Here is a 24,242-nt window from a genome sequence, read left to right as displayed (position 1 = left end):
ACCTCCCCAGGTCCGGCCACCGGGGCCTTTGCGATCCCATCCCACAGGGTTCAAAGGCGGCGCAGCAGGTGCTACAGCCGCTGGATGATGGTGCCCGTCGCCTGCGCGCCGCCCGCGCACATGGTGATCAGCGCGAACTCCTTGTCCCGGCGCTCCAGCTCGTGCAGGGCGGTGGTGATCAGGCGGGCGCCGGTCGCGCCGACGGGGTGGCCGATCGCGATGCCGCCGCCGTTGACGTTGACCTTCTCCAGGTCCTGGTCGAAGACCTGGGCCCAGCTGAGGACGACGGAGGCGAAGGCCTCGTTGATCTCGACGAGGTCGATGTCTTTGAGGGACATGCCGGCCTTGCCCAGCACGGCCCGGGTGGCATCGATCGGCCCGTCCAGGTGGAAGTGCGGGTCGGAGCCGACCAGCGTCTGGGCGACGATCCGGGCGCGCGGCCGCAGCTTGAGCGCGCGGGCCATCTTGCGCGAGGCCCACATCACCGCGGCGGCGCCGTCGGATATCTGCGAGGAGTTCCCGGCGGTGTGCACGGCGGTCGGCATGACCGGCTTGAGCCGGGCGAGGCCCTCCATGGAGGTGTCGCGCAGGCCCTCGTCCCGGTCGACCAGCCGCCACATGCCCTGGCCGGCAGCCTGCTCGGCCTCCGTGGTGGGCACCTGCACGGCGAAGGTCTCCCGCTTGAACCGCTCCTCGGCCCACGCGGCGGCGGCCCGCTCCTGGGACAGGACGCCGAGGCGGTCCACGTCCTCGCGGGTCAGGCCCCGGCGCCGCGCGATGCGCTCGGCGGCCTCGAACTGGTTCGGGAGGTCGACGTTCCACTCGTCCGGGAAGGGCTTGCCCGGGCCGTGCTTGGAGCCGGAGCCGAGCGGGACGCGGGTCATGGCCTCGACCCCGCAGGCGATGCCGATGTCCATGACACCGCCGGAGATCATGTTGGCGACCATGTGGTTGGCCTGCTGGGAGCTGCCGCACTGACAGTCCACGGTGGTCGCGGCGGTCTCGTACGGGAGGCCCATGGCCAGCCAGGCGTTGCGGGCCGGGTTCATCGACTGCTCGCCGGCGTGGGTGACGGTGCCGCCGACGATCTGCTCCACGCAGTCGGGCTGGATTCCGGTGCGGGCGAGGAGCTCGCGGTAGGTCTCGCCGAGGAGGTAGGCGGGGTGAAGATTGGCGAGCGCGCCCCCGCGCTTGCCGATCGGGGTGCGTACGGCTTCGACGATGACGGGTTCCGCGGCCATGAGCTCGTCCTCTCCTGCTCCTGCGTAGCGCACAGCGCGCATCGGCTAGCGCGCCTCAGCTGACGGGCGGGCCGTCCCGGCGCCCCACCCGAACTAGTACGCGTTCTAGTTCTCCCCGCAGTCTTATGACCAGAACACCCGGTACGCAAGGGTCTTGCACGCGGCTTACACGGATTCCACACGCAACAGTTGGCGCGGGGCCCCTTGTCACTTCTAGAACTCGTTACTACCTTCAAGCCAACTTCTGATGGGCCGTCAGACTTTGGAGTCGCCCGATGACCTGCCCCGCGCTGCCCGAAGGCTTCGACGCCACCGACCCGGACGTTCTCCAAGACCGGGTCCCCTACCCCGAGTTCGCGCAGTTGCGGCAGACCGCACCCGTGTGGTGGTGCCCGCAGCCGCGGGGCGTCACCGGCTTCGACGACGAGGGGTACTGGGCCGTCACCCGGCACGCGGACGTCAAGTACATCTCCACGCACCCGGAGTTGTTCTCCTCCACCACGAACACGGCGATCATCCGCTTCAACGAGCACATCCAGCGCGAGGCGATAGATGCCCAGCGACTGATCATGTTGAACATGGATCCGCCGGAACACACCCGCGTACGCCAGATCGTGCAGCGCGGCTTCACCCCGCGGGCCATCCGCGGACTGGAGGACGCCCTGCGCGACCGGGCCCGCAAGATCGTCGCGGAAGCCCTCGAAGCCTCGGCCGACGGCAGCTTCGACTTCGTCACCCAAGTGGCGTGCGAACTCCCGCTCCAGGCCATCGCCGAGCTGATCGGCGTACCGCAGGAGGACCGGTCCCGGATCTTCGACTGGTCGAACAAGATGATCGCGTACGACGACCCGGAGTACGCGATCACCGCCGAGGTCGGCGGCAACGCGGCGGCGGAGCTGATCGGCTACGCGATGAACCTGTCCGCCGCCCGCAAGGAGTGTCCGGCCAAGGACATCGTCACGCAGCTCGTGGCGGCCGAGGGCCAGGGCAACCTGGGCTCCGACGAGTTCGGCTTCTTCGTCCTCCTCCTGGCGGTCGCGGGCAACGAGACCACCCGCAACGCCATCAGCCACGGCATGCACGCCTTCCTGACCCACCCCGAGCAGTGGGAGCTCTACAAGCGCACCCGGCCCTCGACCGCCGCCGAGGAGATCGTCCGCTGGGCCACCCCGGTGGTGTCCTTCCAGCGCACCGCCACCCAGGACACCGAACTGGGCGGGCAGAAGATCAAGGCGGGCGACCGGGTCGGCATGTTCTACTCCTCCGCCAACCACGACCCGGAGGTCTTCACCGACCCCGAGCGCTTCGACATCACCCGCGACCCCAACCCCCACCTGGGCTTCGGCGGCGGCGGCCCGCACTTCTGCCTCGGCAAGTCGCTGGCCATCATGGAGATCGACCTGATGTTCAACGCCCTGGCCGACGCCCTGCCCGACCTGCGCCTCGTCGGCGAGGGCCCGCGCCGGCTGCGTGCGGCCTGGCTGAACGGCATCAAGGAACTCCGGGTCAGCCACGGCTGACCCGTGATCCAGGACGGCAGGGGCTCCACCTCCCACGCCCGGCCCCTGCCGTCCCTCGGTTCCCCCGGTTGTTACTTACCAGTCGCCGGTCGTTACCATCCCGCCACCTTCGGGATCATTGCCTTGGCGGCGGACCGGACCCCAGACTGCCCGGATGAACCTCGATGACCCGAGCGCGAGACGGTGGCAGCGGCTGCCCACGACGTGGCAGCGGATGGTCGATCTCGGCGGCGGGTCCGAGCCCATGAGCCAGGGCGTCCTGGCCCTCATCAAGGCTGCCCGCGAGGAGCCGGAACTCCGCCGGCTCTACCCGTACACCAGCCACTTCACCTTGTGGTTCAGCGCCTCCACGGGCCACCCCTTCGCCGTGACCGCCCCGGCCGTGGAACCCCTCCCCGACGGCCGCTTCCGCGTCCGAGGCCCCCGCCAAACCACCGTCCTGGGCGAAGCCGACACGGCCAGCGCGGCAATAGCCCTGGTCGTGGCCAACCTGCCGACGGAATAGCCCACCCGAAAACCGGCCTCGAAAACCAGCCCCGCCGGCGTTTGAGGCGCGGGGGCCCGGGGGCTGGCCCCCGGCAACGGCGCCGCACCCGACAGAGCCCGGGGCGCAGCCCGGAAGGGGTCCGGGGCGCAGCCCCGAAGGGGGCCCGGGGCGCAGCCCCGAAGGGGGCCCGGGGCGCAGCCCCGAAGGGGTCCGGGGCGCAGCCCCGGGGAACGGGCGAAGGGCGGGTAGGGGACAGCCCCGCAGGGCCCCCCACACCCCGCCGCCCCGCCGGCCCCCGCCCCGAGTGGCGGAAGCCACCCCGCGGGCGGATCCTGACAGAACGCGGCGATCCATCGCGAAGGGGTGCCGGGGCGGGCTGCTACACCGCCCCGGCACCCCTTCGCACACCGCAGCCCGGCCGCCCAGGCCGCCTAGGCGGCGCAGGCCGCGTAGGCCACCCCGATCAGGCCCTCGTCCGCTCCGCGGACCCCGCTCCGACCCGCTCCGGCCTCCGAGGCCTCGGCACGGCCACCCCGGCGGGCACCGCATCGCCCCGGGGCCCCGACAGCACGTACACGAGCCCGAACCCGGCACCGACGACGACCGCGCCGCCGACCGCGTCGAGCACCCAGTGGTTGGCGGTCGCGACGATCGCGCACACGGTGATCGTCGGATGCAGCGCACCCAGCAGCTTCTGCCACCCCTTCGGCGCGAGCGTCACGATCACGACCCCGCACCACAGCGACCAGCCGAAGTGCAGCGAGGGCATCGCCGCGTACTGGTTGGAGATCGCCGTCATGGCCCCGTAGCTCGGGTTCGCCAGGTCCTGCACCCCGTGCACGGTGTCGACGAAGCCCATGCCGGGCATCAGCCGCGGCGGCGCCAGCGGATACAGCCAGAACCCTATGAGCGCGAGCACCGTCGCCAGCCCCAGCGAGGCCCGCGCCCACCGGTAGTCCTTGGGCCGGCGCCAGTACAGCACCCCCAAGATCCCGAGCGGAACCACGAAGTGGAAAGACGTGTAGTAGAAGTTGAAGAACGCCTCCAGCCACGGCACGCTCACCACCGCATGGTTCACGGCGTGCTCGATGTCGATGCCGAGCGCCTTCTCGATCCCGTGGATCTGGCTCCCGTTGCCCTCCGCCAGACTCCGGCTGGTGGGCGCCGCGGCCCGGATGTGCGAGTACAGCGAGTACCCGACCCGTATCAGGAGCAGTTCCAGCAGCAGGTTCGGACGCGACAGCACGCGCCGCCAGAACGGCAGCAGCGGGACCCGCGCCCACCGCGCGGGCGCGGGCCGCCCGTAGGCGGTGGGGACCGGCTCGCGCCAGTACGGGGAGGAGCGCGGCAGGAACGGCACGGCGCAGGCCGCCGCGAGGGCGGCGAGCAGCAGCACGTTGTCCCGTACGGGGGCCAGCGCGACCAGGTTGGGCAGCAGCACGTCGCTCGGCAGGGTCATGGCGAGCACCACGGCCACCGGCCACACCGGCCGGTCCGCGGCCCGCTTGCCGACCTTGCCAGCGACCGCCAGCAGCACCCACAGCAGCTGGTGGCGCCAGCCCGTCGGGGACACGGCGACGGCCACGCAGCCGGTGATCGCGACGGCGAGCAGCAGCTGGCCGTCCCGGGCGTAGCGGGCGGCGCGGCGCAGGCCGATCCAGACGATCGGGGCCGCGAGGGCGACGTAGAGCAGGACCTCGCCGGGGCCGGAGAGGCCCAGGCGCAGCAGGGCGCCGTGCACGGACTGGTTGGCGAGCCCGTCGGGTGCGCCGCCGAGGCCGGTGCCGGCCAGGTGGTGGACCCAGTACGTCCACGAGTCGCTGGGCAGGGCCGCCCAGGACAGGGCGGTGGCGCCGGCGAAGGTCACGGCGGCGGAGCGTGCGGTGGCCCGGCGTCCGGACAGCCACAGCAGGGGCGCGAAGAGCAGCAGCGCGGGCTGGAGGGCTGCGGCCAGGCCGATCAGGAACCCGGAGGGGCGCTCGCTCGGGACCCGGAACACGGCGAGGAGCACCAGCAGCACCGGCAGCACGGCGGTCTGCCCGGGCAGCGCGGCTTCGCGGACGGGCAGCGAGACCATCATCAGCGCGACCAGCACGGGCGCGGCCAGCAGCGCGGTGCGCCGCGGCACGGGGTCGGGCAGGGCGCGTGCGGCGACCAGCCCGACGGCGGCGACGAGCAGCAGGGTCACGCAGGTCCAGGCCACCTCCAGGGAGGGCGCGGCGAGGCCCAGGAGCGGCTTGAGGACCAGCCCCGCGAAGGGGGTGCCGGTGAACTGGCCGTTCGTGTAGAGCGAGCCCGGCAGGCTGCCCGGGAGGTGGAAGCCGCTGAGCCACTCGCCCGGTGGCACGCGCAGCACGACCGCGGCCTGCCTGACGGCGAGCAGCAGGGCCAGCGCCCACAGCATGAGGCGTGCCGCCCCGAGTCTGCTTCCGCCGCTACCGCCTATGACCCCGGCATGTCCGTTCGCACCACTGTGCTCCGCCGCGTTAGCCACGCCTCGCCGGCCTCCCGCCCTGTTGACTGCAACCCTGACTTCGCCTGGCTGCCGCGTTTCGTACTGCGTTTCATACCGCGCGCTTCATTTACCCGGACGACGATATCCCCCGCGCGATACCTAGGATGGCGGGCATGAGCATCGTGAAGATCAACGCCCTCACCGTCCCGGACGCACAGCGAGAGGTTCTGGAGCAGCGGTTCGCCTCCCGTGCGGGCTCCGTGGAGAGCTCGGACGGCTTCGAATGGTTCGAGCTGCTGCGGCCCGTCGAGGGCACGGACCAGTATCTCGTGTACACGCGGTGGCGTTCCGAGGAGGACTTCCAGGCGTGGATGGAGGGGCCCATGAAGGCGGCCCACCAGGGTGGCGGCGCGGCAGGCGGCCCGGCGGGTGCCGAAGGCGGCGCGGAGCGTCCGAAGCCCGCAGCCACGGGCTCGTCGGTGTGGTCGTTCGAGGTCGTGCAGCAGGCGGCGCCGAAGCAGGGCTGAGCGTCGGAAGGGCCCGGAGCCGCGGCTCCGGGCCCTTCTTCGGCCACTCGGGCCTCATGCCTCGGGCCTCATGCCTCGGGCCTCATGCCCAGAAGCTGTCGCTCTCCTCGATGTCCTCGGTGCAGACGTCGAGGTCGCTGATCTTTCCGGCGACGATCGTGAAGAAGATTCCCTCGTGGATCTCGATCCCGCGGTCGCCCCGGTCGGCGCGCGCTGTGTGGAAACTCATGACGTGACCGCGGCCGTCGGCCAGCAGTTTGTCCAGATGCACATTGAATGTTCCGTTCGTCTCTTCGCCGAGCCGGCGGTAGAGATCGAAGACGGCTTCCCGCCCCTTGTGGTGCCCCGAGAGGGGGCCGCTCCCGGGCATGTGCTGGATGACGTCGGCCGTCATCATCGTGCTCAGCTTCTCCATGTCGCCCTGGCCGAAAGCCTCGTAGCCGCGGCGGATCAGGGCACAGTCAGGATGCTCCGACATGACGGTCACGCCCTTCGTGGGTGCGTTTTGCCCTTTTCCCTATCATCAGCCCGGTCCTGTGGATATTCCAACGCGGGCAGCGGGCCACCGCTCCACAATGACGCCATGACCACCAGAGAGACCCTCCCCACACCGACCCCCACCCCCCATCCCACGCCCACCCGCACTCCTGCGCCTGTGCCCTCGGCGTCGCCCATCACCCCGCCCCCGGGCGGGACCTGGCAGGTCGCCACCGAACCGTTCACCACCCCGGACGCCACGCTGCTGCGCCGCGCGTACTACGCGGAGGTCGCCGGCCGGTACTGGGGGCGGTCCGTCACCGAGACCGAGATCGACCAGGGCCTCCTGGACTTCCCGGACGACGAGCTCACGGGGCGGACGGGCCGGTTCGTGGTCGGCCGACTCGACGGACGGCCCCTCGCGTGCGGGGGGATACGCCTCCTGGACCCCGTCACCGCCGAGCTCACCCGGGTCTACGTGGACCCGCGCGCCCGCGGTACGGGCGGCGGGGCGGCCCTGCTCCGGGTCCTGGAGGACGCGGGCCGCGCGCTGGGCGCCGAGCGGGTCCGGCTCGACACCCGGTCCGACCTGGTGGAGGCCCGCGCGTTGTACGCGCGCCACGGGTACGCGGAGATACCCGCGTACAGCTCCGGCCCCTACGCCGAGCACTGGTTCGAGAAGCGCCTGGTCTGACCGGTCAGACCGGTCAGCCCGGCGGAGCCGTTCGCCTCGCGGTCCCGGCGGAGTGGTTCACCTGGCGGAATGGTCCCGGCGGGGCAAGGTCTCGTAGGGCTCCTCGTCGACGGAACCGCAGAGCTCCGAGTTGATCTCCGCAACGAGCTCGGACAGGTCGGTCGGGCGGTCCGCGGTCCACCAGTCGCCGAGCAGCTCGGCGAGCGACTCCTCCCGCGCGGCGGACAGCTTCAGCGCGCTCTCGCGGCCCTTCTCCGTCAGGACCAGCGGCAGCCCCTCGCGGACGGCCAGCCCCCGCTCCTCGATCTGGCGGCCCGCGTCCGTGATGGCCCGCAGCGGCACCATGGTCTTCTCCGCCAGCACGGCCGGATCGACGGTTCCGTACTTGTTGATCCGCAGCAGCATCCAGCTGGCGGCGGGCAGCAGGTCGTAGCCGGCCTTCGCGGTGATCTTCTCGTAGACGTGCTTGCGGCCCTGGAGGGTCCCGAGCACCGTCAGGGCGCGGGCGACCTCCTCCCGCGAGGAGCGCTGGACGGGGTTGGAGGCGAGGGTCTCGGTGACATCGGGCGCCGTCACCGAACCGCGCAGCTTGTCCTCCTTCAGGAACCAGGCCACGACGAAGGCCACCAGCACCACGGGGGCCGCGTAGAGGAAGACGTCCGTGATGGAGGTGGAGTAGGCGTCGAGCACGCGCGGTCGCAGCACGGCGGGGAGGGCGCCGATGGCGCGCGGGTCGGCCTCCAGCCGGCTCGCATCGACCCCCGGCGGCAGCGGGATCCCCTTGAGCGCACCGGCCAGCTTGTCGTCGAGCCGGTTGGTGAAGATCGTGCCGAAGATGGCGACGCCGAAGGAGGCGCCGATGGAGCGGAAGAAGGTGGCGCCCGAGGTGGCGACACCGAGGTCGGCGTAGCTGACCGAGTTCTGCACCACCAGGACGAGCACCTGCATGACCAGTCCGAGGCCGGCGCCGAAGACGAAGAAGTAGAGGCTCATCTCCCAGGTGGAGCTGGTGCGCTCCAGCTGGTGCAGGAGCAGCAGACCGACCGCGGTCAGTGCCGTACCCGCGATCGGGAAGACCTTCCAGCGCCCGGTACGGCTGACGATCTGGCCGGACACGGTGGAGGTGATCAGCAGTCCGAGCACCATCGGCAGCATGTGGACGCCCGACATGGTCGGGGAGACGCCCTGGACCACCTGGAGGAAGGTCGGCAGGTAGACCATCGCGCCGAACATCGCGAAGCCGACGATGAAGCTGATCAGCGAGCAGAGGGTGAAGGTCCGGATCCGGAACAGCTTGAGCGGGAGCACCGGCTCCACGGCCCGCCGCTCGACGAGGACGAAGGCGACCAGCAGGACGAGCCCGAGGACCGCGAGCCCGAGGATCTCGGGCGAGCTCCAGCCCCACGTCCCCCCGAGCGAGGCCACGAGCACCAGGCAGGTCGCGACGGAGGCGATGAGGAAGGTGCCGAGGTAGTCGATGGTGTGCTTCTCGGTCCGTACCGGGATGCGCAGGCTCGTGGCGATGACGACGAGGGCGACGAGCCCGATGGGAAGGTTGATGTAGAAGACCCAGCGCCACGACAGGTGGTCCACGAACAGTCCGCCCAGCAGCGGACCCAGCACGCTGGTGGCTCCGAAGACCGCGCCGAAGAGTCCCTGGTACTTGCCGCGTTCGCGCGGCGGGACGATGTCCCCGACGATCGCCATCGACAGCACCATCAGCCCGCCGCCGCCCAGTCCCTGCAGTGCGCGGAAGCCGATGAGCTGCGGCATGTTCTGCGCCAGGCCGCACAGGGCGGACCCGATCAGGAAGAGCACGATGGCGGACTGGAAGAGCTTCTTGCGCCCGTACTGGTCCCCGAGCTTGCCCCACAGCGGTGTGGCGGCCGTCGAAGCGAGCATGTAGGCCGTGACCACCCACGACAGGTGCGACATCCCGCCGAGATCGCTGACGATCGTCGGCAGGGCCGTCGACACGATCGTCTGGTCGAGCGAAGAGATGAGCAGCCCCAGCAGCAGCGCACCGATGGAAACGAGCACTTCCCTCGAGGCGTGTTCGGCGCTGGGGCCGGATGTCCGCTTGCGCGGGTCGGGCTCCGTGGTCACGTCCTGCACCATCGGCTCCTCCTCGGGCCTGATCGACTCCTCCATCCTGAGCGGTGTGTCCCGTTATGGCCTCTCGGGCGGGTTGGGTGGGTTACCGGGGGTCTGCATAATCGCTGGCAGCAGCCAGGGGAGGGATTCGAGTGAGCACTGAGCACTGTCCGGATTGCGGCACGACGGAAGGAACCTGCGACTGCACACCAGGCTTCCAGCCCTTGCGCGTCCGCCCCTACATCACCCTCCCCAACCCCACCCCACCCACGACGCCACCCCCGGGCCCACCAGCCACCCCGACACACCCCGGCCCGGCGGGCACAACACCAACACACGCAGGCATACCGGACGCCCCTCCGGCGCACCCCGGCTGGACGGGCACCACCTCCGCACGCCCCGGCCCGGCCGACGCCCCTCCGGCGCACACCAGCCCGACCGGCACGACGGCTCACCACCCCGGCCCGGCAGGCACGACGCCGCCCCGCGCAGGCATACCGGACACCACTCCGCCGCCGCCCGGCGCAGCGAGCAACGCTCCGCGCCCCAACCCGGGCACCACCCCGCCACACCCCGGCCCGTCAGCCATCACGACGCACCACCCCAACCCGGCGGTCACTACACCGCCTCGTGCAGGCATACCGGACACCACTCCGCCGCCCGGCCCGGCGAGCACCGCTGCGAGCACTGGCGCTGCGGGCACCGCCGCACCCACCACCGACCCCGCCGACACCACGGCGCGCCACATCTCCCCACACCCCGCACCGCACCCGGGCCACCCGACCGGCCTGCCGGCCCACCCGGGGCCGACGGGCACCGCGTCGCCGTACTCCGGCTCGACCGGCGCCACTGCGCGGCCAGACTCACCAGATTCCTCTCCGTACCCGGGCCACCCGACCGGCCTGCCGTCACACCCCGGCCAGGCGGCGACCCCCGTGCCCCCCACCGACCCGGTGGGCGCCACCTCCGCGGGCACCTCCGCAAGCCCCGGCCCGGCCGACGCCCCACCGGTGCACACCAGCCCGACGGACACCGCTGCGCACCAGGGCCAGACAGCCGAACTGCCGCCCTACCCGGGCCCGGCGGGCACGGCTACGCACTCCGGTTCGCCCCGCACGGAGGCCGAGGGCACCGCCGCGCACTCCGGCCCGACGGCCGTCTTCCCGGCCTACCCCGGCCCGGCGGATCCCGCGTCACCTCATTCACCCGCCAACAGCCCGGCCCGTGCCGCACCGCTGCCGCCCGGGGCTGAGACTCCCGCGTACGGAACACCCGTAGCGTCCCCGCCCGAAGAAACGATGCAGCTGCGCCCGGTCCCGCCGTACGAGCCGTACGCGACGCCCGGGCCCTACGGCTCGTACGAGTCGCCCACGGCCCACCCCGGGGGCATGAGCGGCCCGGCGTACGGGGCCCACGGGGCGGACGGCGCGGACTGGGCGGGCGGGGCGCACCCGCCCAGGCCCCCGCGGCGCCGCATAGGCCCGCTCGCCGTCATCGCGGCCGCCGCCGTCGTGGTGATCGGCGCGGCCGTCCTCGCCCTGCGAGCCGCCTCGGGACCCGCCGCGCCGGAGACCACCCTCCTCGACGCGAAGCCCTCCTCCCCGTTGATCAGCCTCACCCAGGTCGCCCCGTCACAGGCCACCGCAAGCACCGGCCCGACCCCGTCGCCCTCTCCCTCCACCAGCCCCTCCCGGTCCGCCTCCGCCTCGGCGTCCCCCTCGCCCTCCCCCACCCCGAGCCGCTCGTCGACCCCTTCGGCCACCCCGTCCCCCACCCCGAGCCGCACCTCCCGACCGACCTCGCGGCCCCCCACGCAGGCACCGACCCTCCGGTACGGGGATTCGGGCCCCGAGGTGGAGAAGCTCCAGCGCCTGCTGGCGGCGCAGGGCATCTACCACGGCAAGTACGACGGGCGGTACGGAGCCCGTACGGAATCGGCGGTCTCGACGTTCCAGGCGTACAACGGCATCGACGAGGACCCTTGGGGCGTCTACGGTCCGGCGACCCGTCGCGCATTGGAGGGATAGAACACACCGCATCCGGTGGCGAGCACCCCTCTGCGTTTTGTATTGTTCAGGAACAAAGTGGTTCCGTCCTCACTCCCTGACCGGTGGACGGAACCACTTGTTCTCTTTTCCCGTCCCGTCTGGAGCCCCTCCGATGCCGGCCAGCACCACCACCGCCCCCGCCGTCCTGACCGCCAAGGCCCTGCTCCTGGACATGGACGGCACGATCGTCAACTCGGACGCGGTGGTCGAGCGCTGCTGGCACGACTGGGCCGTAGCCCACGGCCTGGATCCGAAGGAAGCGCTCAAGGTGGTCCACGGCCGCCAGGGCTACGCCACGATGGCGATCCTCCTCCCGGACCGCCCGATGGAGGAGAACCTCGCCGAGAACGCGGTGATGCTCGCCCGCGAGACCGCCGACACCGAGGGCGTGGTCCCGATCGGCGGAGCTCCCGCCTTCATGGCCGCCCTCAGCACCCTCCCGCACGCCCTGGTCACCTCCGCCGACGCGGCCCTGGCCACGGCCCGGATGACGGCCGCCGCCCTGCCGATGCCCGAGGTCCGGGTCACCGCCGAGTCCGTGCAGGCCAGCAAGCCCGACCCGGAGGGCTTCCTGATGGGCGCCGCCGCGCTCGGCGTGGACCCGGCCGACTGCATCGCCTTCGAGGACTCCGCCGCCGGCATCGCCGCAGGCCAGGCCGCGGGCATGCGGGTCATCGGCGTCGGCCCCCGCGCCGCCGCCCACGGCCCCACGGCCCACGTCCTCGACCTCACGGCCGTCGCCGTCACCACCTCCCCCGACGGCTCCATCACCCTCACCCTCGAAACGGCCTGACCGAGCCCACCCGCCGGACGCCCCCCGGGGCCAACCGGACAGACGGCCCTCCCGGGGACAACCGGACAGGGACCCACCTGGACGACCCACCCGGGGAGAACCGGACAAGGACCCACCCGAACAACCTGACGGACGACCGGACAGGCGGCCTGCTCGGAGCAACCCGACCGGCGACCCACTCCGGGGACAACCGCCCAGACGGCCCGTTCCGGACGCCCGGCGGATGACCCTTCCGGGCAACCCGACAGGCAGCCCGCCCCGGGGACAGCCGGACGATCGTCCCCCTCAGGCCAGCCGACAGACGGCCCGTCCCACGGCGGCCGGGGTCGCGGCGGCCGGGGTCGCGGCGGCCCGCCCCACGGCGCCGGACAGGCGGCCGGACCGGGATGACCCAAACCTGGTGGCCAGACCCTGCTCACGAGATCCGGCAGCCACTCCGGGGCGCCAGACCAAGCGGCCCACCCCGGCCAGTCAAGCTCCCGCCGCCGAACTCTCTCCACCCACCCCAGCCGCGCCAGTCCCACCTGCCCGGCCAAGCCCCATCAACCGAGCCCCTCCCGGCCCTGCGGGCCCACGCCCACCGCGCCCACCAGCCCGGCCAAGCCGAACCCAACCGGCCGCCCCACCCCGAGGCCCACCCCGAGGCCCAGGCTCAGGCGACGCAGAACTCGTTCCCCTCGGGGTCCTGCATCACCACCGCGTAGTGCGTCTCCAACTCGTCCAGCACGCGCAGCACAGTCGCGCCCGCTCCGGTGAGCCGCTCCACCGTGTCGTCGACCCGCCGGGTCCGGAGCTCCATCGGAACCCCGCGCCCACCGCTGACCTTCAGATCCAGGTGCACCCGGTTCTTGCCGGCCTTGGGCTCCGGAACCTGCTGGAACCACACCCGGGGCCCCCGCCCGGACGGATCCACGATCGACTCCGGCAACTCCCCCACTCCCTCGGGCAGCTCCTCCTCAGGCACCCCCATGCCCTCCCAGTACGCCCGCCAGGTCGCATGCCCGTCCGGCGCCGGCTCCGGCACGTAACCGAGCGCCTCGATCCAGAACGTCACCATCACCCGCGGATCGGCGCAGTCGATCGTCAGTTGCAACGTGGTCTCCATGCCCTCAGCCTCGCAGGCACGTCTGACAACGGCAGGTACGGTCGACCGTGGCGCACCGGATCACCGGATCGCCGGATCACCAGATCACCAGATCGTCGGAGTACGCAGGCCGAGAGCGTGACCACGGGGGAGATGTCATGACCGAACTGATCGTCCTTTTCAGCCTGATGGGGCTCACAGCGCTGTACCTCATCGCCAAGGTGCTGCTCCGGGAGAGCCGCCGCCGCTCGGTGGCGTCGGAGGGCATCCTGATCGAGCTGGAACGCACCGAACAACTGCGCAAGGACCGGACCACCTACCACTCCAACGCGGTCCACAACAACCCCTTCACCACCGGACTCTGATTCCGGATCACGGCGCCGCCCCCGGAACGACCGGGAGCGGCGCCGTTGCCATGCCCGCTCCCGCCACCGCCTTCACCACCACCGAGCCGAGCACAGAAGCAGACCCAGGGCCGGCCCCAGACCCAGGACCGGACCCGGACCTCGAACCGGGCGGCCCGGAACATTGGCCCCACTCCCACCCAACCCACCCCGGAACCCCAACTCCCCCCACCCCCAAGCCCGTCACCAACCTCGCCATGACATGCTCATGCCTTCAGACTGTCACTTCGCGCCCATCCCCCCGAAACCCGGCGCGGCCAGCATGGCCACGCCGCACCACACGCCCTCACCTTCACCTTCACCCTCAGCGCCCCAGGCGCCCACCACCCCTGCCCCCACCCAGGAGCCCTCATGTCCTCCACGCCCTCCGGGACTTCCACGCCCTCCGTCTACGCGCGTCGACTCGGCACGCTCGCCTCCATACTCGCGGCAGCCTCCCTGACCGCCCTCCTCAGCGCCCCCACCGCCGCCGCCTCCCCTCCCACCCCCATCAGCGCCGCGGCCGCCCGCTCGTACCTCGCCACCGTCACCCCGAAGACCGAAGGCTCCACCAGCGGTTACAGCCGCGACCTCTTCCCCCACTGGAGCACCGTCTCCGGCACCTGCAACACCCGCGAGACCGTCCTCAAGCGCGACGGTTCGGGCGTGGTCCAGGACTCCGCCTGCGCGGCCGTCAGCGGCAGCTGGTACTCCGAGTACGACGGCGCCACCTGGACGGCCGCCTCCGACATCGACATCGACCACATGGTCCCCCTCGCCGAGGCCTGGCGATCCGGCGCCAACTCCTGGACCACCGCCAAGCGCCAGCAGTTCGCCAACGACCTCACCCGCCCCCAGCTCATCGCGGTCACCGACAACGTGAACCAGGCCAAGGGCGACCTCGACCCCGGCAAGTGGCTGCCGCCGCGCACCGCCTACCGCTGCACGTACGCGCGCATGTGGGTCGAGGTCAAGCAGTACTGGGCCCTGAGCATGGACTCGACGGAGAAGACGGCCCTGGTCAACATCCTGAACGCCTGCTGACACCCCACACAGGCCCTCACACCCCCACCCCATCCCACCCACCCCACCCCTGGCCAAGGATCTTTCCCCCGCCAGGGGGAGGTGGACCACCCCCTCCCCGTCGTACGGTGATCGAACGGCAACGCCGGACGAAGGAGGGGGAGTTAAATGGGGGCATTGCGCCTGGGACCACTGCTGCGCCACGTCGACTGGGACGCGGGCGACGCCGCCACGCTGTGGATCGAGGCGGACCGCCCGTGCACCGCCGAGGTGCGGTGCGCCGACGGTTCCGGCGGGAGCGTCCACACCTTCCAGATAGCCGGCCACCACTACGCCCTGATCACCGTCACCGGCCTCACCCCGGACTCCACCACGGCCTACGAGGTCCTCCTCGACGGTCTCCGGGTCTGGCCGCTGCCCGACAGCCCGTTCCCTGCGAGCACCATCACCACCCCGCCCGCGGGACGGCGCGGCTCCACGAACGGGCCCGACCTGCGCCTGACCTTCGGCTCCTGCCGCCAGGCCGCCCCGCCGGCCGACCGGCGCGGACCGCACGGCCCCGACGCGCTCGACACCCTCGCCGCCGATCTGGCCGCCGACCCGGAGGCGGTGCGGCCCGACGTCCTGCTCCTCCTCGGCGACCAGGTGTACGCGGACCAGCTCTCCCGCTCCACCCGCCAGTGGCTGGCGGCCCGGCGGGACCTCCGCGAGGCCCCCGGCGCCCAGGTCGCGGACTTCGAGGAGTACACCCGGCTCTACTACGAGTCCTGGCTCGATCCGGAGATCCGCTGGCTGCTCTCCACCGTCCCCAGCCTGCACATGTTCGACGACCACGACGTCATCGACGACTGGAACACCAGCGCCGCGTGGCTGGCGGAGATGCGCGCCACCCCGTGGTGGCAGGAGCGGGTGGTCAGCGGCCTCATGACGTACTGGGTGTACCAGCACCTCGGCAACCTCTCCCCCGCCGAGCTGGCGGCCGACCCCGTGTTCGAGGCGGTACGGGCGACCCCCGACGGCACCGACGCGCTACGGGCCTTCGCCACCTCGGCGGACGCCGACCCGACCACGGTGCGCTGGAGCTACCGCCGCGACTTCGGCCGGTCCCGGCTGCTGATGGTGGACACCCGGGCGGCCCGGGTGCTCGCCGAGGACGCGCGGGCCATGCTGGACCCGGCGGAGCAGCAGTGGCTCCGCGAGAACGCCCTGGACGGGCACGGGGCGTACGACCACCTCCTCATCGGCTCGTCCCTGCCCTGGCTGATGCCGCCGCTCGTGCACGACGCGGAGGTGTGGAACGCCGCGCTGTGCCGCGGGGAGCGGGGCCCGAGGTGGGCCCGGATCGGGGAGGACATGCGCCGGCGGAGCGACCTGGAGCACTGGGCGGCGTTCCCGGCCTCGTTCGCGATGCTCAGCGACCTGATCGAGGAGGTGGGCACGGGCCCGCGGGCGCCGGCGACGGTGTGCGTGCTCTCGGGAGACGTGCACCACGCATACGTGGCCGAGCCCCGAATACCCAGCACGGCGCAGGTGTTCCAGCTGACGTGCTCCCCGGTCCACAACTCCATCCACACGGCCGTGAAATGGGGCTTCAGGTTGGGCTGGTCACGGCTCGGCCGGTGGCTGGGCCGCGGCTTCTCCCGGCACGGCCGGACGGGCCGGCCCCCGCTGAGCTGGCGGCGTACGGGCGGCCCGTTCTTCGGCAACCAGCTCATGACGCTCGCGCTGTCGGGGCGCTCGGCGCGGCTGCGCCTGGACCAGGCCCGCAAGGGCCCCCGCCTGGTGACGGTCCTGGACCGCGACCTCACGCCGCCGAGCTGACGCACGGCGGGGCGACCCGTCACGCCGGAGCACCGCCCCGGGCGTCCGGTCCGTGGACACCCGGCGTACGCTGTTCCGCTGTCAGCCGCCCCTGCCGCTCCCCGCGACGTCGCGGCGCCTCACGCCGAGGCACGTCAACCGGACTGGGGAGTCCCGTTTTGCTTGAGACTCTGGGCTCGATGACTTCGAGCCCGTGGATCTACGCCCTCGTGGCGCTGTCCATCCTGCTCGACGTGTTCCTCCCGGTGCTGCCGAGCGGGGTGCTCGTGGTCACCGCTGCGGCGGCTGCCGCTGCGGCAGCCGGGGCGGCGGGACCCGTACCCGTGCAGTCCCAGGTGCCGGACATCCTCGCGCTGCTGGTGACGGCCGTCACCGCCTCGGTACTGGGTGACATGGCCGCGTACCGGCTGGCCCGCCGGGGCGGGGCCCGCCTCGACCGCGCCATCGCCCGCTCGCGCCGGCTCACCCGGGCCCACGAGCGCCTCGGCACCGCCCTCGCGCGCGGCGGCGGCGCCCTGGTGGTGATCGCCCGCTTCGCCCCGGCCGGCCGCTCGGTGGTCTCCCTCGGCGCGGGCAAGACCCACCGCAAGGTCCGGGAGTTCCTGCCCTGGTCGGTCCTGGCCGCGATCGCCTGGGCCGGCTACAGCATCGCCCTCGGCTACTTCGGCACCCAGTGGCTGGGCACCACCTGGCTCGGCACCGCGATCTCCCTGCTCGCCCTCTTCGCAGCAGGCTCCCTGGCAGCCTTCGTAGTCCGCCGCCCCACCCCCACCCCCACCGCCTGACCCCACCACTCCCCACACCCGACCCCGCACCGCCAGCGGTCGCACGGCTCACCGCCAGCCCCGAACCACGCCGACGTTCCCCCCACGGAACGACGCCCCTCACCACAGCCGCCGCCACCCCACACACGGCACCCCTCCCGCTGCCCCCAGCCAACTCACGCCCACCCCTCCACCACAATCCCCGACCGACCCGCTCGGCCCACCCCGCCCCAAACCCTGACCAGCCCGCGCCAACCCCTCCCGCCCAGACCACGACCGGCCCGCACCCACCCCTCCGGCCCGGCCCCCGGCAGGTCCGGAACCCGGCCGCCCGCGGCGCCCCTCCCGCACAGACCCCGACCGGCCCGCACTCACCCCTCCCGCGCAGACCCCGACCGGCCCCACTCACCCCTCCCGACCGGCCCGCACCCACCCCTCCGGCCCGGCCCCCGGCAGGTCCGGAACCCGGCCGCCCGCGGCGCCCCTCCCGCCCGGCCCCGACCGGCCCGCGCCCACTCCGCCAGCCCACCGAGCGGCCAGCCCGCGGCTCACTCCTCGGCCCGGCACCACGCCGTCGACGGCCCCCTCGGTATCCCGGGCGCAGGGCCCCGACCGCCCCCGCCGCCCCGGTGGATCGGTAGCTCAGCCATTGACCCGGCAACGATCCCCACGGCCGCGCACGCCCGCGCCACCCCGCCGCCCAGCCCCGGGTCACCCCTCCGCCCCGGCACCACACCCTCAACGGCCCCCTCGGTATCCCAGGCACAGGCCCCCGCCGGCCCACCCACTCCTCCAGCCGCCGCGGCGGGATTTGTAGCTCAGCCGTTCACCCGCAGCAGTCTCCACAGCCGCGCACCCCGGACCCCCGGCCCACTCCTACGCCCCGGCCTCACTCCGTCGGCACGCCGCCTCGGCGCCCCGGGCACGAGGCCCGCCCGGCCCCCGCTCCCTCGCCCACTCCTCCCGGCCACCCTGCTCCCCCGCCTCCCCGGCGGACCGGTAGCTCAGCCATTCACCCCGCAGCGATCCCCGCGTCCGCGCACCCCCGGCCAGCCGTGGGGCCGGCCCCACGCCGATCCCCCGACTCCCTCGCCCGCAACCAGCAACCCGCACCCGGCCCCACCCACTCCGCCCCACCTCCCCCGTGCGGAGCAGTGGCTCACCCGTTCACCCGGCAGCGATCGCCGCGGCCGCGCCGGGCTCCTAGCGTCCAGAGAACGGTGCGCACCCGAATCCGCGCCGCGCAGTTCCCGGAGCCCGAGGAGTCCTCTCCATGCCCGCCACCCCCCACAGCCCCCGCCGGTACCGTCCCCTCCCCCGCCTGCTGGCCGTCGCCGCAGCGACCGTCGCCTTCGCCGCAGGCGCGCCGCCGACCCTCGCCCAGGCCCAGCCCTCCGGCAGCGTCTCCCCGACCAACGTCGCCCCCGGGGGCCGGGTCAGCCTCAACGTCACGGGCTGCGGCACCCGCACCGGCAAGGCCACCTCCCGCGCCTTCGGCGACGTCTGGCTGACTCCCGGCAACGCCGAGGCCACCAACCTCTTCGGCTCCGCCATCACCTCCCGGAACATCAGCGCCGGCTCACATCCCGTCACCTTCGAGTGCGGCGGCCCCGGCGGCGAACGCGTCACCGTGGCGCTGAACATCACCCCGGGCGCCGCCCGCGGCGGACTCGGCGGCAGCGTCGACTCCATGAGCCCGGGCCAGATCGCCATCGGCGGAGCCCTCGTAGCCGGCGCGCTGGGTGCCGGCGCCTGGATCCTGCGCCGCCGCACGGGCCACGCCTCCTGAGCCGACGCCCCCCACCCCGAACCCGTACTCCCCTCCCCTCCCCTCCCCTCCCCTCCCCTCCCCTCCCGACGGGAGTGGCCGATGGTCCCGCCCCATTCGGGACTTTCCCCACTCCCGCCCGGAGCCCCCTCCCGCAAGGCTGAGTCCACGCACCGCTGCCCCTCAAGGAGCCCGCCATGGACCAGAGCCCGCGCCCCGTAGTCGCCGCCGTAGACGGCTCCGCGAACGGCAACCGGGCCCTGGAATGGGCCATCTCCCAGGCCCTGATGGCCTCCGCCCCGCTGCGCATCGTGCACGCCCGCCTCTACATGAACACCATCGGCGCAGCCCTGTCCGGCGCCTTCACCGAGCCGGGCCTCGATGACGACCCCGTACTGATCCGGGTCCGCGAGGCACTCGACGGCCGCGCCGGCCTCCCCCCGATCGAGTACGCCTCGCACCCGGGCGCCCCCGACCAGGTGCTGCCCCGGCTGGGCGAGGACGCCCAGGTGATGGTCCTCGGCTCACGCGGCCGCGGCGGCTTCGCCAGCCTGCTCCTCGGCTCGAACGGCATCGCCTGCGCGAGCCAGGCCGCCTGCCCCGTGGTGGTCGTCCCGCGCGCCGAGCCGCCCCTGCACGACCCGTACGGGCAGGTCGTACTCGGCCTCAACAGCGCGGCCCCCGACGCGAGCACCACCTCCTTCGCGTTCCGCGAGGCGGCCCGGCGCGGGGCCCGGCTCCAGGTCGTCGTCGCGCACGCCTGGCCGGGCCGGACCTTCACCGCCGCCGGCGCCATCGCCACGGCCGCGCACGAGGAGACCGCCAACGCCCACGAGGTCACGGCCCTGGCCGCCGCGCACCTGCGCCCGTACGCCGAGCAGTACCCGGAGGTGGAGATCGAGCAGCTGTCGGCGCCCGGCGACGCGGCCGGCCACCTGGTCGCCGCCTCCCAGGCCGCGGACCTGATCGTCATCGGCCGCCACCGCAAGCGCCCGCTCTCCCCGCGTCTGGGCTCCGTCACCAACGCGGTACTGCTCCACACCGCCTGCCCGGTCGCGGTGGTCCCCCTGGAAGAGACCGCCGTCCCGGCAGCCGCCTGACCGCCGGACCGCTCACCCGACCGCCCATCCCTCACCCGGCCACGGCCGCCCCCGCCCCCCTGACATGAAGCCCGTCCAGCAGCTCCCTCGTCGCCTCCGCGACCGCGTCGACGGCGGCGTCGAAGACCTCCTGGTTGTGCGCGGCCGGCGCCCTGAAGCCGGACACCTTCCGCACGAACTGCAGGGCGGCGGCCCGGATCTCCTCCTCGGTCGCCTTCTCCGGAATGGCGGGCGGACGCAACGTCTTGATCGATCGGCACATACCTCCACTATCCCGCCCCCCGACCAACCCGTCACCGCTCCACCTCGACCTCGGCCCCACCAAGCCCGACCCCCACCACCTACCAACGGGTAGCAGCAGCAAGAAGGGGATCCGAGCCCCCCGCCCAGACCCATGCGCGGTCCGTGCTCCTGTGCCCTCTTGCGTGCCCGTCCGGCTGCCCACACCGTGAGGAACGTGCAGCTCGGCGTTTCAACCACGCAGGGGGGGCGACACACAGTGAGCTCAGCGACATCTTGGGCCACCAAGACGTTCGGCGCCGTGGCCAGTCAGCTGGCCGAGACCATCCCGGCTTGCCTCATGGAAGCCCACGACAGGGCCCGCCACGGACACGAGGGCGTCCACACCCAAACCCTCGAGGCCTATGGCCACGGGCTCCACGCAGCGCAGTACGAGGCACTCGCAGCCGGCCTGACCCCGTTCGAGGGCGCGACCTCGCGACGCCTGCAGGGGCGCAAGGTGATGATCATCGGCAGCAACGCGGTCTACCCGATCCGCTACGCGAAGAAGGACGTGCCGGTCACTGAGGCACGGCTACGGAAGGCTGCCGGCTTCCGGGCCGACCTGATCCGCCGCCACGGCCCACAGCCGATGCAGCAGGCATTCGACCTGGGCCTGGACGAGCTGAACGAAGAGCACGTCCATCCGGACGTGGCTCTCCTGCCACATGACCTTCGCCTGATCATCGTGGCGTACGCCTGCTCGATGGAGCGGGGCGTGATGCGGATCGAGTGGGGCGCAGCCGAACTACGGCGCGAGGACCGCTACCTCATCTGGCACCACCACGAGCCCCTCCACCCACCGGCAACCCCTCGCGCGGCCTAGCACCGGCACCAGGCCAGGCACATCTGCCGTCCGACCGGCCCGAGTCCGGCTCCACGCGGTCGACTTCCAAGGAGTCCACCTCTGCAGTGCAGCCGCATCCCTGACTTTGCCCGGGGGCCACCCGAGGCAAGCCCGCGACCCATCCGACGGCCAGGCTCCGCCGACGTCCAAGAGCGACCTACCTACGCCGGCCCCCCCCTTCCACAGCCCACACACGTCCCGGAACCTGCTCAGCCACAAGCCCAGCCGAAGGGCATCGCTACGTCCCGCTACACCACCCACAGGTGCGGATAGCCTGCCCACCAGCCTGTGCACCACGCGACAGACAAACCGATCTCAGGGTTCGTCAGAACGCTGTACCGCCTGGCGGACTGAGCCGAAAGCCTGCGTCCATTCGTTGATGGCCCCAGGCCAGGCCACTCTGGTGAGCACCCACAAGGCTGCTCACCCTCCCTCCATCGAGGACGTCCAGGAGTCGGCACGGGACGGCCACGCAAAAGACCCCCCGCCATGTTTGGCGGGGGGTCTTTAGTCGGTGGGCGCGGACGGTTTCGAACCGCCGACATCTGCTTTGTAAGAGCAGCGCTCTACCCCTGAGCTACGCACCCGTGGATGAGTGGACAGCCTACATGCAGGGCACACCCCCCACGCAAACCCGTTCCTGTGGGGGAGAATGGACCGGGGCAGGGGACATGCGGACCGGGTACGGGAGAGGCGACTGTGACGACGGCACCCCGGCGGTGGTTCGGCGGCGGGCGGGACGAGAGTCGGCGGGCGGATGCGCAGGCGGCGAAGGATGCCGCCGCGGCGGCGTTCTACGAGCTGGACACCGCGCAGCGGGATCTGCGGATCTCGATCGAGACGATCGCGGCCGCGGACGGGTCGCCGGAGGCGCGTCGGGTCGGTGAGGGGTTCGCCGCGCTCGGGCAGCGGATCGACCAGGTGAGTCATGTCTACATCGATGCCGTCGACGCGCACGATCTCGATCGGGTGGAGTTGGAGGCGTCCGCCGCGACGCGCGCCCGGGACGAGCTGACGCGGGCCAAGGAGGAGCTGGTACGGGTCAAGGGCGAGCTCGACCGGTTCGCACACGGGTTGCAGCCGCTGCTGGACCGGGCCGAGACCCAGCTGGCCCGGGTGGCGCCCGCGCGGGAGCGGGCCAGGGCCGCGCTGCTCGCGGCGAGCACGGCGCTGGACGAGGTGCGCGGCAAGGGGATCCGGGCCGACGACCTGGCCGCCCGGCTGGCCGCGCTCGGGCCGGAGCTGACGAAGCTGAACCAGGGCGCCGCGCAGCACGGCGTGCAGGAGACCGTGCAGCGCGCCGACCGGATCCTGCGCGACGCCGAGGCGATACGGGCCGAGGCGGCGCGGCTCCCGGAGCGGGCCGCGGAGATCGACCGGCGGCTGGTGAGCCTGCGGACCCGGGCGCAGGCCCTGCGCAACCGGGCGGACCGGGTGGATCCGGTGCTCAGCGAGCTGCGCCGGCGTTTCAGTGCGGCCTGCTGGCAGGACCTCCAGCAGGTCCCGGAGCAGGCGGTACGGGACGTCGCGCAGGCGGAGGACCGGCTCGCGGAGGCCGGCCGGGCCCGCGACCAGCAGCAGTGGGCCGTCGTGGCGGCCCTGGTCGAGGCGGTGCGGGCTTCGCTGGACGCCACCGACGAGGCGGTGTCGGCGGCGCAGGACCGGCTGACCCGGCTGGAGGCGGTGGCACGGGATCCGCAGGCGGAGGTGCAGCGGACCCGGTTCGCGATCCGGGACGCGCAGCGCCTGGCGATGGAGGGCCGTACGGTCCCCGAGGCCCGGCACGCGCGCCCGCTCGACGACGCGGTGGCCCGGGTCGCCCGGGCGCTGTCCGCCCTGGAGGACCGCCACCCCGACTACTGGGCCTTCCTCCTGGAGATGGAGGCCGTACGGTCCTCCGTGCAGCGGGTCGTGACGGACATCCGGACCGAGCGCGGCCACGCCTGAGCGGCTGCCCGGTCCGGACTTGTCCGGGTGGGGGCACCGGCGGATGCTGGAGGGGCCACGAACGGAGCAGAGGAGGGCGACATGGCCGCCCACGCTTCTCAGGGACACCACCACAGGACTCACGGACTGCACCGGCCGCACAGACCCCGCTGGTCCCGGGCCTCCCGTACGCCCCAGGCACCTCCCGTGCCCCACGCGCCGCAGGAGTCGTACGCGCCCCACGCCCTCTACGGGTGCCACGAGCCCCATGAGCACTACGCGCCCTACGTGGCCCACGAGCCGTACGCGACGGCGGCACCGCCCCCGGACTCCCCCGGGGTCCTGCACCGCATGATGCGTCCCGTGAACGCGAGCCTCGACGAGCACCTGCCCAGCGATCACCGGCTCAGCAAGGTCTACCGGATCGGCGCCGGGCTGACCGGACTGCTGCTGGTGGCCTTCGGGATCCTCGGGCTCATCGACCGGATCGGGTTCTTCGACACCGGCGGGGACACCGTGCTCGCGCTGAACACCAACGGCGCGCTGAGCGTGCTGTCGATCTGCATCGGGCTGTTGCTGTTCATCGGGATGGTCATCGGCGGCACCTTCGCCTCGACGCTCAACATCGTGCTGGGCGTGCTGTTCATCGCGAGCGGGTTCGTGAACCTCGCGCTGCTCGACACCGGGATGAACTTCCTGGCCTTCCACATCCCCAACGTGCTGTTCAGCTTCGTGGTCGGCGTGATGCTGATGTGGTTCGGGATGTACGGGCGGGTGGGCAGCGCCCTGCCGCACGACAACCCGTACTGGCGCGCCCGCCACCCCGAGCAGGCGGCTCGGGAGCAGCGGGCACGTACGAGCGCGAGCGCGAGCGGGAGGCCGCCTGTCGGCAGGCCTGCGTAGGCGCGTAG

At 72.7% G+C, this 24,242-nt stretch carries 21 protein-coding genes and 1 tRNA gene; 15 read left to right on the top strand and 7 right to left on the bottom strand.

The window, feature by feature from the left end; translation table 11 throughout:
* Positions 1-71: 71 nt before the first annotated feature.
* Positions 72-1,241: a steroid 3-ketoacyl-CoA thiolase gene (locus OG898_RS19535; protein WP_266958299.1), complete on the bottom strand. Its 1,170-nt coding sequence runs from the start codon at positions 1,239-1,241 to the stop codon at positions 72-74.
* A gap of 275 nt (positions 1,242-1,516) precedes the next feature.
* On the opposite strand from OG898_RS19535, the gene OG898_RS19530 reads away from it, so the two are divergent.
* Positions 1,517-2,761: a cytochrome P450 gene (locus OG898_RS19530; protein ID WP_250745684.1), complete on the top strand. Its 1,245-nt coding sequence runs from the start codon at positions 1,517-1,519 to the stop codon at positions 2,759-2,761.
* A gap of 154 nt (positions 2,762-2,915) precedes the next feature.
* Entirely contained in the window at positions 2,916-3,266 is a 351-nt protein-coding gene (locus OG898_RS19525; protein WP_250745685.1) for a DUF6193 family natural product biosynthesis protein, read from the top strand.
* A gap of 445 nt (positions 3,267-3,711) precedes the next feature.
* Here OG898_RS19525 and OG898_RS19520 read toward each other — a convergent pair whose 3' ends face one another.
* Positions 3,712-5,652, bottom strand: a complete 1,941-nt coding sequence (locus tag OG898_RS19520; protein WP_250745523.1) for a bifunctional glycosyltransferase 87/phosphatase PAP2 family protein — start codon at positions 5,650-5,652, stop codon at positions 3,712-3,714.
* Positions 5,653-5,876: 224 nt separating this feature from the next.
* Between OG898_RS19520 and OG898_RS19515 the strand changes: the two genes are divergently transcribed.
* Entirely contained in the window at positions 5,877-6,230 is a 354-nt protein-coding gene (locus tag OG898_RS19515) for an antibiotic biosynthesis monooxygenase (RefSeq protein ID WP_250745526.1), read from the top strand.
* A gap of 82 nt (positions 6,231-6,312) precedes the next feature.
* On the opposite strand, the gene OG898_RS19510 is transcribed toward OG898_RS19515, so the two are convergent.
* Entirely contained in the window at positions 6,313-6,708 is a 396-nt protein-coding gene (locus tag OG898_RS19510; protein WP_250745528.1) for a nuclear transport factor 2 family protein, read from the bottom strand.
* 105 nt (positions 6,709-6,813) lie between these two features.
* Here OG898_RS19510 and OG898_RS19505 point away from each other — a divergent pair, with 105 nt between their 5' ends.
* Positions 6,814-7,401 carry a GNAT family N-acetyltransferase gene (locus tag OG898_RS19505; protein WP_266958294.1) on the top strand — a complete coding sequence of 196 codons (588 nt, stop codon included), beginning with the start codon at positions 6,814-6,816 and terminating at the stop codon, positions 7,399-7,401.
* A 57-nt stretch (positions 7,402-7,458) separates the two neighbouring features.
* Here the strand turns inward: OG898_RS19505 and OG898_RS19500 are convergent, their stop codons facing one another.
* Entirely contained in the window at positions 7,459-9,519 is a 2,061-nt protein-coding gene (locus OG898_RS19500; RefSeq protein ID WP_323182716.1) for an MFS transporter, read from the bottom strand.
* 911 nt (positions 9,520-10,430) lie between these two features.
* Here OG898_RS19500 and OG898_RS19495 point away from each other — a divergent pair.
* Together OG898_RS19495 and OG898_RS19490 are read left to right on the top strand one after the other, a co-directional pair.
* Positions 10,431-11,522, top strand: a complete 1,092-nt coding sequence (locus OG898_RS19495) for a peptidoglycan-binding protein (RefSeq protein WP_266958292.1) — start codon at positions 10,431-10,433, stop codon at positions 11,520-11,522.
* 133 nt (positions 11,523-11,655) lie between these two features.
* On the top strand, positions 11,656-12,336 hold the full coding sequence (locus OG898_RS19490; protein WP_266958290.1) for an HAD-IA family hydrolase: 681 nt from the start codon (positions 11,656-11,658) through the stop codon (positions 12,334-12,336).
* 652 nt (positions 12,337-12,988) lie between these two features.
* On the opposite strand, the gene OG898_RS19485 is transcribed toward OG898_RS19490, so the two are convergent.
* Positions 12,989-13,441, bottom strand: coding sequence for a VOC family protein (locus OG898_RS19485; protein WP_266958288.1), 453 nt, complete (start codon positions 13,439-13,441; stop codon positions 12,989-12,991).
* Between the two features lie 137 nt (positions 13,442-13,578).
* On the opposite strand from OG898_RS19485, the gene OG898_RS19480 reads away from it, so the two are divergent.
* The 6 genes from OG898_RS19480 (at position 13,579) to OG898_RS19455 (ending at position 20,279) form a co-directional block, all read left to right on the top strand.
* Positions 13,579-13,785 carry a hypothetical protein gene (locus OG898_RS19480; RefSeq protein ID WP_250745538.1) on the top strand — a complete coding sequence of 69 codons (207 nt, stop codon included), beginning with the start codon at positions 13,579-13,581 and terminating at the stop codon, positions 13,783-13,785.
* A gap of 390 nt (positions 13,786-14,175) precedes the next feature.
* The gene (locus OG898_RS19475; RefSeq protein WP_250745540.1) at positions 14,176-14,847 is read left to right on the top strand and encodes an HNH endonuclease family protein; all 672 of its coding nucleotides are present in this window, start codon (positions 14,176-14,178) and stop codon (positions 14,845-14,847) included.
* Positions 14,848-14,994: 147 nt separating this feature from the next.
* A complete protein-coding gene (locus OG898_RS19470) occupies positions 14,995-16,647 on the top strand; it encodes an alkaline phosphatase D family protein (protein ID WP_266958285.1) in 1,653 nt (550 codons plus the stop codon).
* Between the two features lie 158 nt (positions 16,648-16,805).
* A complete protein-coding gene (locus tag OG898_RS19465; RefSeq protein ID WP_250745542.1) occupies positions 16,806-17,432 on the top strand; it encodes a DedA family protein in 627 nt (208 codons plus the stop codon).
* A 1,252-nt stretch (positions 17,433-18,684) separates the two neighbouring features.
* On the top strand, positions 18,685-19,200 hold the full coding sequence (locus OG898_RS19460) for a hypothetical protein (RefSeq protein ID WP_250745543.1): 516 nt from the start codon (positions 18,685-18,687) through the stop codon (positions 19,198-19,200).
* 176 nt (positions 19,201-19,376) lie between these two features.
* Positions 19,377-20,279, top strand: a complete 903-nt coding sequence (locus tag OG898_RS19455) for a universal stress protein (protein WP_250745544.1) — start codon at positions 19,377-19,379, stop codon at positions 20,277-20,279.
* 31 nt (positions 20,280-20,310) lie between these two features.
* On the opposite strand, the gene OG898_RS19450 is transcribed toward OG898_RS19455, so the two are convergent.
* Positions 20,311-20,541, bottom strand: a complete 231-nt coding sequence (locus OG898_RS19450; RefSeq protein ID WP_250745545.1) for a DUF2277 domain-containing protein — start codon at positions 20,539-20,541, stop codon at positions 20,311-20,313.
* 237 nt (positions 20,542-20,778) lie between these two features.
* On the opposite strand from OG898_RS19450, the gene OG898_RS19445 reads away from it, so the two are divergent.
* Positions 20,779-21,384, top strand: coding sequence for a hypothetical protein (locus tag OG898_RS19445; protein ID WP_250745546.1), 606 nt, complete (start codon positions 20,779-20,781; stop codon positions 21,382-21,384).
* Positions 21,385-21,920: 536 nt separating this feature from the next.
* Here the strand turns inward: OG898_RS19445 and OG898_RS19440 are convergent.
* Positions 21,921-21,992: transfer RNA gene (locus tag OG898_RS19440), tRNA-Val, on the bottom strand.
* A gap of 112 nt (positions 21,993-22,104) precedes the next feature.
* Between OG898_RS19440 and OG898_RS19435 the strand changes: the two genes are divergently transcribed.
* Positions 22,105-23,352 (top strand): hypothetical protein, encoded by a 1,248-nt coding sequence (locus OG898_RS19435; protein ID WP_250745547.1) that lies wholly within the window; start codon positions 22,105-22,107, stop codon positions 23,350-23,352.
* A 330-nt stretch (positions 23,353-23,682) separates the two neighbouring features.
* Positions 23,683-24,234: a DUF4383 domain-containing protein gene (locus OG898_RS19430; protein WP_250745606.1), complete on the top strand. Its 552-nt coding sequence runs from the start codon at positions 23,683-23,685 to the stop codon at positions 24,232-24,234.
* The last annotated feature ends 8 nt before the right edge of the window (positions 24,235-24,242 follow it).

This window comes from Streptomyces sp. NBC_00193, from assembly GCF_026342735.1.
Taxonomy (GTDB): domain Bacteria; phylum Actinomycetota; class Actinomycetes; order Streptomycetales; family Streptomycetaceae; genus Streptomyces; species Streptomyces stoeckheimensis.
Note: the sequence above shows the minus strand (reverse complement) of the source record. Positions and strands in the feature narration are given on the sequence as shown.